The organism is Halorubrum sp. ARQ200, assembly GCF_005435115.1.
GTDB lineage: Archaea > Halobacteriota > Halobacteria > Halobacteriales > Haloferacaceae > Halorubrum > Halorubrum tropicale.
The window spans coordinates 40,186-52,722 of the sequence record NZ_SGTZ01000019.1; the positions used below are offsets into that span (position 1 = coordinate 40,186).

The window sequence follows — 12,537 nt, forward strand, 5'->3', positions numbered from 1 at the left end:
CACAGGGTCTTGCTCAATCGGTCATTATCTGTTCCCCCATCCGTTGCTCCGGCTGATCGAAGAGCAGGGTAACTGTGGGCCGTGTCATCTCGATAATTATGTAGGCTACAGTGAGATTCGGACCCGCAGAGATTTTCTGCCTCTTTGGGTCATAGATTATGACTCCTGTAGAGGAAAGAGTAGGTAGATGGGTCTGAGACAGTGCATTGTACACGTTCCGATACGGCTCGCCGGAGGCAGCAGCGGTAGGGATACTGTGTTCCTCAGCAGCGATCTCGCGAGCAAGCGATCGCACCGGGATTGTCGCTTCCTCGGAATTGGTAAGAAGGCTGACGACCGTTCGGCGTCGAGTCGCTCTGAGTGCGTGATGCAGCTCAGAGACCGGATTCTCAAAGGACTCCGTGCCAGTCATAATGTTCCTCCGAACTGGAGTTCGATTGTTGTGTTAATTCCATCTTGTTATGAGTTGTCACGCTCATACCCTCAACACGGCGTTCATCTGTAACGGTTCTTTCGAAGGAAGTGATAATGATGTCCTTCGAAGGAATAAATACCTAACAACCCGCACATCAGGAGTTTAGCCAGATGACTGATCGACCGGGGCCAGACCCCACCGTTAGCGACAAGCAGATTCTAGAGCTGTTCGGCGAATCTGTAGACCCAGTGCTAACTGCATCCGAGATCGCGGACCAAGTGGATTTGACCAGGCGAAACGTTCTAAATCGACTCAAAGATCTCGAATCAGAGGGATCGCTCAAGTCGAAAAAAGTAGGTGGACGAAGCACTGTCTGGTGGTTACCCGGAGAAACTTCGACAAGTCGAGAGCGCTAGTGTCTGTGGCAGCAAAGCTGCTCTGGCGGAAGAATAGTAGATCGGCGCATTTCCTCTCGTCGGTAGTGTCGCTGTCGGAGTTGTTTTTGAGCATAGAACCGCCAGTCAATGGATCCAGCTGTAGCGGTTGCTCAGTGGTGCTGAAAACAAATCGAAATAGTAGTGCTACTCGTCGACGTTGACGATGGTCGCTCTTTCAGGCGATGCGATCTCGAATTTAGCAGCGCCGCGCTCGATCTCCTGGGGCGTCGTCCCCTCAGCATCGGCGAGCAACTCGGTGAGCTCCTCGTCCGAGATTATGTCGGCGTCAGGAGGTTCACGGCTCATACTACGTTCTACCCGGCATGAAGAATAAACGTAGGTGTCGACCTCCGGTAGGTCAGTTCTCCCGCTCCCACCATTCGTCTATTTCTTGCGCATTAATGTCGACGGTTGCGGTGACCCCACACGAACAGTGGATGCCGACGGTGCCGGGGTGCGTCGTGATCGGGCCCTTCTCCTCTCCACAGCCCGGGCAGTTGACGCGGAAGATCTCGCCCATACACACCGATCCGTGTGGTCCGGGAAAGCCGCTCTGCTCTGTTTTAACCAACGACTGGTGGTAGAACTGCCGGTTGTTGGTTAAGAATGAAACCGCAGGACAGTGGGGGGTGATGGGGTCAGTGTTCTAGATAGTCGTTCTAATCTGTTCCAGATAGGCCTCCTGCGAACGTGACCGACTGATTACCATCAACTACAGAGTACACACATGTCTCGGTTGTTGAGTCGATTCTACACGGTATGTTCGATTAGCGGCCGAATGCTTATGACGCCGCTCAGGTAACGTGGTAGTAATGAGCACCGAAACGAGTACGAACGACGACGTCCGGAGTGGGCAAACGATTACGCTCACTCAGGCGGACGACGGCTGGTGGGTCGCCCGCGACGAGGCGACGGGTGTCGCAAGCCAGGGTGAGACGCGGGAGGACGCTCTCGCCAACCTCGACGAGGCAGTCGCACTTCACAAAGGAGAGATCGGCGAGTCGATCGACACCTGGGAGGAAGAGAAGGAAGCACTCGACGACCTCGGAATCGACCCTGAGGAGGTACAGCAGGCTCGCGATGAGCACGATGGGCTCCCCGACTTCATGTAGTAAGTCGGATGGGAGCGCCTGATTTTTCCGGACGCGATGTCGTCAAAGCACTCACGAAAAATCGCTTTGCTATCGTTGATCGGACCGGCAGCCACGTCAAGCTGCGATACGAGCACCCAACGAACGACGACGATATCCGTGTCGTCTCCGTCCCGCAACACGATCGGATCCGAACTGGGACTCTCCGCAACATCGCAGACCAGTCTGGGGCGGAAGACTTTGAGAAGTGGTGTCAGTGGATCGACCGGCAGTGCTGATAGGTTACCTAACTCATGACCAGTACTGGCTCGAATATCGCTGTGTGGGACTACTGTTCTGGATAGCCTGAGTTATCTCGCATTCTAGCACTAAAGTCACCGGAAACCTGGTGTCTGGCGCGTTCACACCCTCGAGGAGGTTGATCCTCTTGTCTCGAAGCCGGGGTAAACACGCCTCAATCCGGGATCGATCAGCGGGAACACCCCGTTATCGAAGTGAAGTATATCGCATCTCGCTATATGATATCTGACTCTTGTGGGTTGCGAATCCCTCCCAAGAGGTTCATGGGATCGACCCTAAACGGCCAGATCTCGCCGAGAATTACCCGTCAGAGCGCCGAAGAAATCATCAGAATACGAAGAATACCATTCTACTTATCGATGATCGGCAAAAATACGCGACCACAACGAGTGATGCCTCTCACGAAGGGCGAGCCCGGACCGGATTCTATATGAGTGCGACCAACTCCTTGTCCAGCCATTTGAGGAACCGTCTGAGCGTTATCTGCGGCTTCTTCCGCGTTTCAATCTCCCCGATTCGTTCCTGTGTCAGAAAATCCACCAGTAACCACATGTTGTACACCACACAGCCGAATGCGAAGTGGAACCACCGGACCTCGAATTCCTTCGACGTCGTCCATGCAGCTGCATCTTTAATCGACGAGTATGAGTTCTCGATTGCTCCCCGATCGCTGTACTGTTCAATCTGTGTTCTCGCCCACCGACGATCCAGCGCAAGCTCATCGCTCACATCAAGACTCGTGATGAACGGTTGTGGTAACCCATCCTCGTTTGCATCATCGTCTTCATCCGGAGGGAGCACCACGACGTTCGTGTAGACCTTCGTATTCGACACCTCTCCTTTGACCGCACCATGAATTGGGAAATCCGTCTTTACGTACAGAGACGTATCATCCGGCTCATTGTATCCCTGTTTTAGCTCTTGGAACTGATCGCACATCGGTCCAATCCGATGTTTGTCTTTCCGGGCAGGGATTACGTAGTCGATATCTCTCGCAGTAAGCGTCTCTATCACGTCGGCCGCATGGAACTCCCGATCAGCGTACACCATCCTGATGTTGACGTAGTCATCAGCGATCGAAATGAGTCGCCGTGCAACATCCCCGACGTAGTATGATCTATCTTTTCCAGCGTAGTCATCCGTCGCAGCGTGTTCAGTACTTCCAAGCGGGTGGACTCCCACGACGTAGTGAGTGTTCTCACCGACGATCACAGCCGTCGCAAACTTGTGGCACCAAGAATACTCCTTATCCTCTGGTGCGCCCTGTACCCATTCCATCTCGTCACGATCGCCATAATAGGCGACGTAGGTCATGTCTAGCGCGACTTCCGCTCTCGTCCCGAACCGCGAGCCATTATCGTGTTCGAGTTCGTTCAGACGGGGTTTCGCACGCGTGTATGTTTTCTGAATAACAAAATTCAACACTGTCGAAATTTCTTCGATGGACATCTGTTTGATAGCGTTTATGAGCGTTTCACCCGATGGCCCATCTTCATAGAAGGGATCATCAAGATCCGGATCTGGATTCAGTTCATCTCCCAATGTGACCCCTGCACTGTTCGCTGCCTGCTGTTCGATCGCCGCAAACGCCTCCACCGTGAGCAGTTCCTCTTCATCATAAATCGGGTCGTCAGGCCGTGGAATGGACATGGAGGGGAACGCGACTGTGTTCAACTCTTCAAGCACCTGCCGGCCTTCCTTCCGTAATGAGCGTTGAATCGTGCGATGTGACGGAGGGCCTGAATCATCATCTTCGCCGTTTTGTAGCTGGAAGGGACCACACCCAATTGGTGACCCTCGTCTAGCTGCAAGTTTCCGAATCTCTTCCACCGCACCCTCAACCGTTGATTGAAGATCCGCGAATCGGTCGTCTTCTAACCGAGACGGTTTGAACGTGCTCTCTGACGGCAGATCATTCGGCTCAAAGCCCATCGCAGTCGCCAGCTCCGGATTCGTTTCGAGTCGGTCAGGAATCGTCGATAGCGATATATCTTCCACTTTTGCCCACAGGTAGGCACAAAACATCGGACCGAACGGTGTCGCAGTATGCCACTCTGGATAGCTATCTCGGCCTGTATACAGACAAGTGTCGAGCTCAGGCAGCAAATCAACCCATTCAGTCTCTTGATCGATGAACTCGTCTGCTTGCTGTCCAAGTCTCGTAGTTGGTGTAGAGAGGGAGTCAGAGTAATCCATAGTATGAGAGTCAAGTTACCAACTAATTGCTCAGATTCTGAGTAAAGCGGAGGGGTGCAGTTTCCGAAACCGAATTCATACAAAACACGACGAAGGGATGGATAAAAAGCAGAAATCGCTGAATACACTCTGTCGCTGATGGCACTCAACTGGTGACCTCGCTCCGCATCAGACTCTACTCAGATTCTGAGTGGAATCAACATCTTAGTAAGTGTCCGCTAATCGTTCCAGTGATGGAGAGCCAGCTGGAGAAGTTCTTTACGAAGGAGGGTTCTATCGGGCTGATACTTGCGATCGGCCCCGACGGAGCACGATTCAAGGAGATAAAACCACAAGTAGCTGTGAGCCACGATACAGTCTCCAATCGAATCGATGAAGCCCGCAATATTGATTTAGTTAATACTGAACCCACCTCCGATGTAGGCACCACGTTCAGAAACACGCTCTCAGAAGCCGGGCTGGTTTGCTATTCAGGGATGGTTGAATTGGGATTGGATAAAGCACATGCTGAGTATGTAGACGCGATCAAGAAATACAATAATTTGTCAGAGGAGTACACCGACAAAGCCGGGGACAAAAGGCAATGGTTCAATTGGTTCGTTGAGAGTGATGCACTGGCTAACTCGCTGTTAGATAATGCGGAAAACAGCACTTTCCAACGTTATGCGCCGGGTATGATTTTGCCGGAACCGCTTCAAGACGCTCTCTCGCGAGGTTCGATTGAGCCTCTCCTCACATCTGAGAGTGATGATATCGATATCTTATTATGGAAATTCATGTACTATCCCCCCAAACCGGATCAGGAAGATATCGAAGAATTCGATTCGGAGAACTCTGGGGGATCGGCAGACGGCATTTGATTTCAGTGTTTTACGGGTCGCTAGCTCTGCTGAAATCCTCAGCAAGTGACATATTCTGACCCAATCGCGGTCAGTACAGGGGACTCACAGATCGCTCAGTACAGATGATGTAGTCAGCAGTCAGTTATTGTCGGCTTCTTACGTTCTTGTGGCTTTGTTGAAATCCTCAGGGAGTTACATGTTCGCCGTGTAATTCGATGAGATGAAGGCCCTCCCGAAGTCGCAGATTCTCCGGTTTACTGAGAAGGCGATCCATCTGGCCCGCCGAGCAGTTTCTCGATACTCTTCGAAGTTCTCCAAACATCGCTATACACTCCCGCAGCACGTTGTTCTGCTCTGTCTCAAAGTTCGGAAGAACACGACCTACCGTGGCCTACTTGACGAACTGATCGAGATGCCACGCATCCGTCGTGTTCTTGGATTAGTTGAACTCCCTACACCGTCAACGCTCTGTAAGGCGTTCAATCGGCTTGATATGGCTGTGTGGCGTGTCATACTAACTCTCTCAACGGCGCTACTCCCGACGAGCGGAGTTGTTGGCATTGATGCGTCAGGATTCGACCGCAGCCACGCTTCGAAACACTACACGAAACGTGCTGAACTCACGATTCAGCAGCTCAAGGTGACGTTGCTGGTCGATGCGAAGGTAAACACAATTCTCGATCTACACGTGACGACGACACGAAAACACGATAGCCAGATCGCTCCGTCGTTGATCAAGCGCAATCCCGAGGACATTGACATTCTGCTCGGTGACAAGGGCTACGACGACCAGAAGATCAGGCGGCTTGCCCGTCAATCCGAGGTTCGGCCACTAATCAAGCATCGTGAGTTCACATCACTCCACAAGGCATGGAACGCGCGCTTAGACGCTGACCTCTACGGCCAGCGGAGTCAATCAGAGACTGTCAATTCAACGATCAAGCGGAAGTACGGTGCGTTCATCCGGTCACGACGCTGGTGGAAACAGTTCCGTGAACTCACCATCGCCTGTCTCGTTCATAATCTCGACCGGTCACTCTGAGCGGTCTATACAGACGGTGAACTGGTCGGTCTTTGATTGTGTAGTTAGTCACATGCAGCATAAGTGTCTACAGTAGGCTCTCGATCTTCTATGGTGATCGCCAATCCACCACCGTTTGGGACCTCGATTTGTTGAGGCCCATACTCAGTACCAGACAAGCTGATTGTCACAGAATATGTGGTTTCAGCTTCTAACTCTACATCAATTTGTATTTGATCATTGTCACCGTTAGATTGATCTACGCTGTATTCTTCAGACAACACAGTTTCTCCGTCTTTTTCAATAAGAACATCAATATCATACCGCTGATTGTCTTCGTTAAAGATGGTAGGAGGGGCAGTTCCATTGCAATGGGGCTCCTGAGGAGTATCTGCATCAGTCAGACATCCTGAAATCCCAACTGTAAGTACGGCTGTCGTAGATAAGAACAACTGACGGCGATTCATTCCATCAATTTCGAATTTCTATCCTTATAAGAATTAGGCAGTTTAAATCGTTACACGTTGTATCTCGCACGGCTTCCGGAACTCCTATTGAATTGATTGACTCTTCGGTGGTCAATATGTAGGTCTCATCGATCGTCTGTTTCAGGCGAGAAAATGTCTGAAGAATAGGATTTCAACAAAGCCTAACATCCACTATTGCGTATGTGTTGCGGCGATATACCCCGAATCTACCACCTATAGCATCTGAAGAAAAATAAAAATATAATCGATTCCGTTGGGCTCTTCAGTAGGTGATAGGTGTCACTCCCGCTGCGGTCATCACAGGCTGTTGAATAGTCAAGCCGATCGTATACGCGTCGCCATCCATCTGATGACGGATCCCGCAACGTAGCCGGTCGTTCCGACGATGACCGCAAGCGCCAGCCCAAAATTAACGCTTGTTTCGAGTCCTCCAAGTAATTCGGCGCGGGCAGAGCCGTATGCGAACCCCAGCATTCTCGGCGAGGTGTACCGGCCTGCTCCCATCCACTCACCAGAGAGATACCCGACGAGTGGTGGAAAGGCGTATCCCCAAAGACTAATCAGCCACAGTGAGCCGACAGTTGGGACGAAGCCCGCACCGAGAATCCCCGCAATGACGGCAGTTCCCGGAACAATCACAAGCCAGCCCCAGAACTCATAGAGGCGAACACCCATCCCGAGGAGGAACGCGACAGATGCGAGAGCCAAGAGACCGACAACAGAACCGATAACAGCCCAACGAGAGAGACGGTTCCCGAAGAGGTGCCCCCGGACTCGACCTCCGTCGATATATTCCATACCTGTTGTTTTCCTACCGTATTGTTAGTTTTTGGGCCGAGTACGCAGTTCTCAGTGACCGGATATTTTATTCTGCTAATTTCTAAAATCGGTCTCAGAGCCGAATCGGGCAGAATTCACTCTTCGAGATTCTCTCCATCGAACGCATAAGTGCCATATTCTGGTCTCCCGAATCCCGGTGCCTCCTTGTAAAATCGCTCTATAGTAGAGGACCATAGAGTACCAGCAGAGCTGTAGGTATCCGGGTACTGTTCGTACAATCGTTCCCTGAGATCGCTGGCACTGAGTCGGCCTTCTTCCTCAAGAATCCGGGCAGCCTCAAGTATAATGGAGCGCGCATCCTCACTCTGCGGGCCTTGATCCTCAAGCCATTGCTCAAGTGAGGGAGAAACCGCCTCTGTCGGACTTCCCCCACTATCCTGTGGTTCGGAAGGAGCGGATGATCCGCTCGATGAACGACCCTCAGCTGGCGCTGAACGGATCTCATCAACGTCTCCCTCGAGAGAAGCGAGCCGCTCTTCCAAGTCCGAGACCTGCCGTGAAAGTTCCCCGAGTTGTTCTAAGTCTTCGATACCGGATGTAGTCTGATCGGTTTCGATCAGGGTGGCGGATACGATCTTATCCCTATTCTGGAGCAAGTGTCGGATGTATTCTGACCGGCTACTAAAGCCGACATCTTCCGCTTCTGTATCCAGTGTTTCAAGCAGATCTGAAGGAAGTCGTAGTGTGATTGGTTCCATACCGGATCGACTACTCTATGATGATCCGCCCTTCGTGATAGTAGTGTGTAATGGGATTAGTACCGGATCGAATACATAGATGGCTTTTGATATTTTCGCCCAGATAGGGAAAGTCCCTGTCACGGAACGGGAGGAACCTACCACGGCCGTTACCGAATATTACGACCTGTACTCCTAACTCTCGCCAGAGAAGAGATCGTGACGGGTGTGTCACTTGTGTATTCGGCCAGCCCGATTAGTTTGAGACCTTATCAGGCGGTGAAGGGATACTATACCCTATTTCGCGGAGATGTTTTCAGTAATTGAATCGGTATCGGATCAACTACAATGAAGAGACGATCCGAACTGACATAATAGGTATAGTATCATATTTTTGTTAGTCGGTTGTGATCTAGTGAAAACAAGTCATGAACATTCTGTGTCGTTCGCAACCCAACTGACTCTCTGATGTTCCACAACCTCGGAGGATAGATTTGATGCGTGCCTTTCATTCTCTACATGTGGGTGTGAAATAGGAGCAGTCGGGGGATTTGGTTTTCCTTTCACTCAGAAAACTTTTCTAACGTACATACCCGATGTCAATTCGAAAAGCACCAGACAGGAGCCTAACCAGCCTCGTTCGACGTGAAATTAAGCCACGCATCACAACCCAAACTCCGAAACTCTGGAGCGATCACGCCATCTACTCGCGTCGTTATCTACCCATGTGGCATCACCTCATACGTGTGGCCGGAAGATGATTCCGAAACGCATAGAGGATCGGTTCGGGAAATGACATCCGTTGCGTATGCCCTCCACCCACGACGAATCCGCCATTCTGGCGACCGATCTCCGGAAGACCTACAGCTCAGAAGTCGCCCTCGACAGTCTCACGCTCGACATTCCGCACGGGACCGTCTACGGCTTTCTCGGCCCGAACGGTGCGGGGAAGACGACGACGATGCGGCTCCTTACCGGTCTCAGCGATCCGGACAGCGGATCGGTACGCGTCTGTGGCGTCGACCCGAGCGACCGGCGTGCGATCGCCGGTCGGGTCGGCTATCTCCCTGAGACGCCGCCGTTGTACGACGAGTTCAGCGCCCGCGAACAACTCGAATACGTCGCCGATCTTCGCGACATTTCGCGGTCCGTTGCCCGAGAGCGCATCGGCGAGTACCTTGACCAATTCGGCTTAGCCGGTGACGCGGATAGGCGGATCGACGGGTATTCGAAGGGGATGAAACAGAAGACTGCGTTCATACAGAGCGTCCTGCACGAACCGGATGTCCTGTATTTAGACGAACCGACATCGGGGCTTGACCCCCGAGCGGCGCGCACTATCCGGGAATCGATCATCGCGTTTGCCGACGCAGGGACCACGGTGTTCCTCTCAACACACATTCTTCCGGTGGTCGAAGCCGTCGCTGACGAAGTCGGGGTGTTGTTTGACGGAAGACTCGTCACCGAGGGGACCCCCGCTGAAGTACAGGCCCGTGCGGAGACTGGCGAGAGTGGATCCCTCGAAGACGCGTTCCTCGCCGTCACGAGCGAACCCGAAACGGACGCGGCCTCTCGGAGAGAATGAGCGTCCGACAGGACGTTCGCCACGGGCTCCGAATTGGGCGAGCGGAGTTCGTCCGAAGCCTCCGTGGGTACCTCGGAAACCCTCGTCGAGTCCTTGGACTCCTGCTCACGGCACTGTTCTTCAGCGGCGCACTCCTGTTCGCGCTGCCAACGGCGTATGTGCTCGGGCAAACCGCGCGCTCCGTGGCGGCAGTCCCGTTCTTTGGGCCCGCTGCGACGCTCGTTCCTCTCGGTCTCCTGTCGGTATCGGTGTTTCGGACCCTCGAACGACTCGGACACATCGACGGTGCGGATTTCGTCCTGCTGGCGGTTCACCCGCGAGCAGTCGTTATCGGGCTCATCACAGCGGAGGTGGGACGGCTTTCCCTGTGGTTCGGGATCCCGATCGGGGCAGTGGTCGTCACATTCGCACTCGGAATGGGCTCGCCGCTGCTCGTTGCTTTGGGCGGGGCGGTCACGCTGCCGCTCGTTTGCTGTGCCGCCGTCTGGGGGTACGCCGGGGGAATTGCTGTGCTGCGACTCCTGCGGAAACTCCCAAACCTTCGCCGTCTCCTGAAAGGGGTCGGTATCCTCGCGATGGTCGGATTCGTCGTCGCGTCGCAGTTCGCCGGGCAGTTCATCGTTGAATCCGACCTCTCAGTGCAACGGCTGTTGTCGACAGTAGCGTTCGATCCCCTCGTGGAATACGTTGCACTCGCGTTCGTCGGAACACCAGTCTCCAGACCGACTTCCCTAGGGGCGGTGGCGGTGCTCGCGGCGTTAATCGCTCTCACGCCGGTCGGTCTCGCCGTCTCGACCAAGCAGGTTTCTACGCTCTGGTTCACCGATTCAGTCGGTAACAACGAGTCGACGCAGGTGCGGCGATCGAGTGGCGGATTCTCTGCCCCACAGCCGTTCGCATGGACTAAACCCAGTCGTATCGCGTGGGGGATTCTCGTGCGCGGTCGCCGTGATCCGGCGGAGTTGAGTCATCTCTTGATTGCCGTCTTTTTTATCGCACCCTTTGGGACGATGTTTCTCGAGTTTTCGGGCGACGCCCTCGGACCCCTCATCACTGGAGGCGGCGTCGTTCTCGCAACATACCTCTCAGGCGCAACCTTTGGGTTGAACCCGCTTGGTGACGATCGGCCGCAACTACCGTTCCTCCTTCTCACCGAGACATCATCCGCGGCTCTCGTCCGTGGAAGGCTCCTCGCCGGTGTTGCGGTTGGAGTGCCGATCGCTGTTCTCAGCTCGTTCGTCTCGATCCTTTTCGGGATAACGGTGCTTGAGGCGGTGGCGACCGCCGCCGTCGGAGTTGTGATGTGTCTCGCTGCGTCAATGTTCGCGGTCGGCATCGGCTCGGCGTACCCCATCTACGAGGAGCGCGAGTTCTGGGGGACGGAAACGGTCGTCCCGTCGACGCTCGTCATGATGGTGTACCTGTTCGTTGTGGGGGGCGGAACGGTTCTTGGGCTGTTCGTGACGTGGTTCGCAGTCACCGGAAACGTCGTGTTGACGCCTGTATTCGGCGTGCTCTTCGGTACGTATCTACTGTTGACAGGCGGCGTTTCGTATGGTTCCTACCGCTATGCGCTCCGGCGGTACCGACGTTATACCCTGGCGTGACCACGCCGTTTCAGATGGGCTCTCCGCCGAGCACACCTGCTGTCAAGCCGATTGATGACACACCGGTGGGACATTCCACCTTGTGAGCCCTGCGAGGTCAACAGCCTCGGGGTCAAGCCCCGTGGCATCTGCCTTGTTGATCTGTGAACTGTTCGGCGTCCCCAATTGGGGCGCGCTCGGTGATATCCCTCTAGAGTGATAGCACGGGCCGTACTGATACCGGTCACTCGATGTCGTAGCCCCACTCTCGAAGGACATCGGCGACTTCGTCTAGATGTTCCATTCCGACGAGATACGCCGCCTCTCGGGCGTCAGTGAGTTCGACATCGTCACCAAGTCGTTCTTCAAGCGCAGGCCGGAGCTCCCGACGTTCCCGCTTTACGGTGTGTTCTGTGTAGTGGATCGTCTTGTGGTCCCGATCGTCTTTCACTCCATCGCGACGGTGGATCCACGGCAGCGTCGCCTCGACATCACCGGGATGATCTGGGACGCCCGGCATCGCTGTCGTCGAATCTGGCTCTCCGGTTTCCTCGTGGAGGTCCTCGTGGTGGGGCTCAGGAGCCGGATTCGCAGAGTCTTCGTCAACGTTGTCCTCCTGATCGTCATCGTCTGCGAACGGGTCATCGCCGGCACCGGACTTCATCCCATTCGGCATCAGGCGCTCACCTCCTCAAGATGTCGTGCCAGCGTGTGGAGCTGCTCAAGCGTCTCCATCTCGTGATCGCGCTTTCGGTCGCGGACCTCATCGACGTACGAGAACGCCGTCCGCTGGGCGTCCCAACACCCCTCAAACAGTGACGCCCGCTCACCGATCGCGACCGGCGCATCGTAGCCGAGTTCGCGGATCCGTTCGAGGTAGCGTTGCTGGTCCGCGGTCCGACCGACGCCGTTCGGAACGACCGCAAGGACGCCGACCGTCACACCGACTGTGTCCTCAAAGCCCTGGACGACGTCGCGAAGCCCCTCGATCGACTGCATCCCCTTCCCGGTCGGCTCTAGTGGGATCACAAGCGAACGCGTCGCGGCGATTGCGTTGTA

General features: G+C 54.3%; 16 protein-coding genes. 7 read left to right on the top strand and 9 right to left on the bottom strand.

The genetic code is table 11. The annotated features are described in order from the left end of the window. Positions 1-13: 13 nt before the first annotated feature. Positions 14-412, bottom strand: coding sequence for a hypothetical protein (locus EXE50_RS16315; RefSeq protein WP_137705582.1), 399 nt, complete (start codon positions 410-412; stop codon positions 14-16). A gap of 173 nt (positions 413-585) precedes the next feature. On the opposite strand from EXE50_RS16315, the gene EXE50_RS16320 reads away from it, so the two are divergent. Continuing rightward, positions 586-831 (top strand): winged helix-turn-helix domain-containing protein, encoded by a 246-nt coding sequence (locus tag EXE50_RS16320; RefSeq protein WP_137705583.1) that lies wholly within the window; start codon positions 586-588, stop codon positions 829-831. Positions 832-996: 165 nt separating this feature from the next. On the opposite strand, the gene EXE50_RS16325 is transcribed toward EXE50_RS16320, so the two are convergent. Both EXE50_RS16325 and EXE50_RS17240 read right to left on the bottom strand, forming a co-directional pair. Continuing rightward, a complete protein-coding gene (locus EXE50_RS16325; RefSeq protein WP_238992140.1) occupies positions 997-1,158 on the bottom strand; it encodes a hypothetical protein in 162 nt (53 codons plus the stop codon). A 52-nt stretch (positions 1,159-1,210) separates the two neighbouring features. After that, positions 1,211-1,372, bottom strand: a complete 162-nt coding sequence (locus tag EXE50_RS17240; RefSeq protein ID WP_158293674.1) for a hypothetical protein — start codon at positions 1,370-1,372, stop codon at positions 1,211-1,213. Positions 1,373-1,664: 292 nt separating this feature from the next. Between EXE50_RS17240 and EXE50_RS16330 the strand changes: the two genes are divergently transcribed. Next, on the top strand, positions 1,665-1,964 hold the full coding sequence (locus EXE50_RS16330) for a type II toxin-antitoxin system HicB family antitoxin (RefSeq protein ID WP_137705584.1): 300 nt from the start codon (positions 1,665-1,667) through the stop codon (positions 1,962-1,964). Positions 1,965-1,972: 8 nt separating this feature from the next. Further along, the gene (locus tag EXE50_RS16335) at positions 1,973-2,221 is read left to right on the top strand and encodes a type II toxin-antitoxin system HicA family toxin (RefSeq protein WP_089309240.1); all 249 of its coding nucleotides are present in this window, start codon (positions 1,973-1,975) and stop codon (positions 2,219-2,221) included. Positions 2,222-2,669: 448 nt separating this feature from the next. On the opposite strand, the gene EXE50_RS16340 is transcribed toward EXE50_RS16335, so the two are convergent. Next, positions 2,670-4,439, bottom strand: a complete 1,770-nt coding sequence (locus EXE50_RS16340) for a transposase (RefSeq protein ID WP_137705585.1) — start codon at positions 4,437-4,439, stop codon at positions 2,670-2,672. Positions 4,440-4,672: 233 nt separating this feature from the next. Here EXE50_RS16340 and EXE50_RS16345 point away from each other — a divergent pair, with 233 nt between their 5' ends. Further along, positions 4,673-5,299 (top strand): hypothetical protein, encoded by a 627-nt coding sequence (locus tag EXE50_RS16345; RefSeq protein ID WP_137705586.1) that lies wholly within the window; start codon positions 4,673-4,675, stop codon positions 5,297-5,299. Between the two features lie 202 nt (positions 5,300-5,501). Next, entirely contained in the window at positions 5,502-6,323 is an 822-nt protein-coding gene (locus EXE50_RS16350) for an IS5 family transposase (protein WP_137705587.1), read from the top strand. Positions 6,324-6,367: 44 nt separating this feature from the next. Here EXE50_RS16350 and EXE50_RS16355 read toward each other — a convergent pair whose 3' ends face one another. The 3 genes from EXE50_RS16355 to EXE50_RS16365 form a co-directional block, all read right to left on the bottom strand. Then, a complete protein-coding gene (locus tag EXE50_RS16355) occupies positions 6,368-6,769 on the bottom strand; it encodes a hypothetical protein (protein WP_137705588.1) in 402 nt (133 codons plus the stop codon). 336 nt (positions 6,770-7,105) lie between these two features. Next, entirely contained in the window at positions 7,106-7,588 is a 483-nt protein-coding gene (locus EXE50_RS16360) for a hypothetical protein (protein ID WP_199241365.1), read from the bottom strand. Positions 7,589-7,704: 116 nt separating this feature from the next. Next, complete coding sequence (locus EXE50_RS16365; protein WP_137705589.1) at positions 7,705-8,328, bottom strand: ribbon-helix-helix protein, CopG family; 624 nt, start codon at positions 8,326-8,328, stop codon at positions 7,705-7,707. 787 nt (positions 8,329-9,115) lie between these two features. Here EXE50_RS16365 and EXE50_RS16370 point away from each other — a divergent pair. Together EXE50_RS16370 and EXE50_RS16375 are read left to right on the top strand one after the other, a co-directional pair. Further along, the gene (locus EXE50_RS16370; RefSeq protein WP_137689034.1) at positions 9,116-9,892 is read left to right on the top strand and encodes an ABC transporter ATP-binding protein; all 777 of its coding nucleotides are present in this window, start codon (positions 9,116-9,118) and stop codon (positions 9,890-9,892) included. Continuing rightward, entirely contained in the window at positions 9,889-11,499 is a 1,611-nt protein-coding gene (locus EXE50_RS16375) for a hypothetical protein (protein ID WP_137705590.1), read from the top strand. Before EXE50_RS16370 ends, EXE50_RS16375 begins: the two co-directional genes overlap by 4 nt. A 223-nt stretch (positions 11,500-11,722) precedes the next feature. On the opposite strand, the gene EXE50_RS16380 is transcribed toward EXE50_RS16375, so the two are convergent. Both EXE50_RS16380 and EXE50_RS16385 read right to left on the bottom strand, forming a co-directional pair. Next, positions 11,723-12,154, bottom strand: coding sequence for a hypothetical protein (locus EXE50_RS16380; protein WP_238992139.1), 432 nt, complete (start codon positions 12,152-12,154; stop codon positions 11,723-11,725). Next, positions 12,154-12,537: ParA family protein (locus EXE50_RS16385; protein WP_137705591.1), on the bottom strand; the 384-nt coding region annotated here is incomplete at its 5' end. The genes EXE50_RS16385 and EXE50_RS16380, both read right to left, overlap by 1 nt.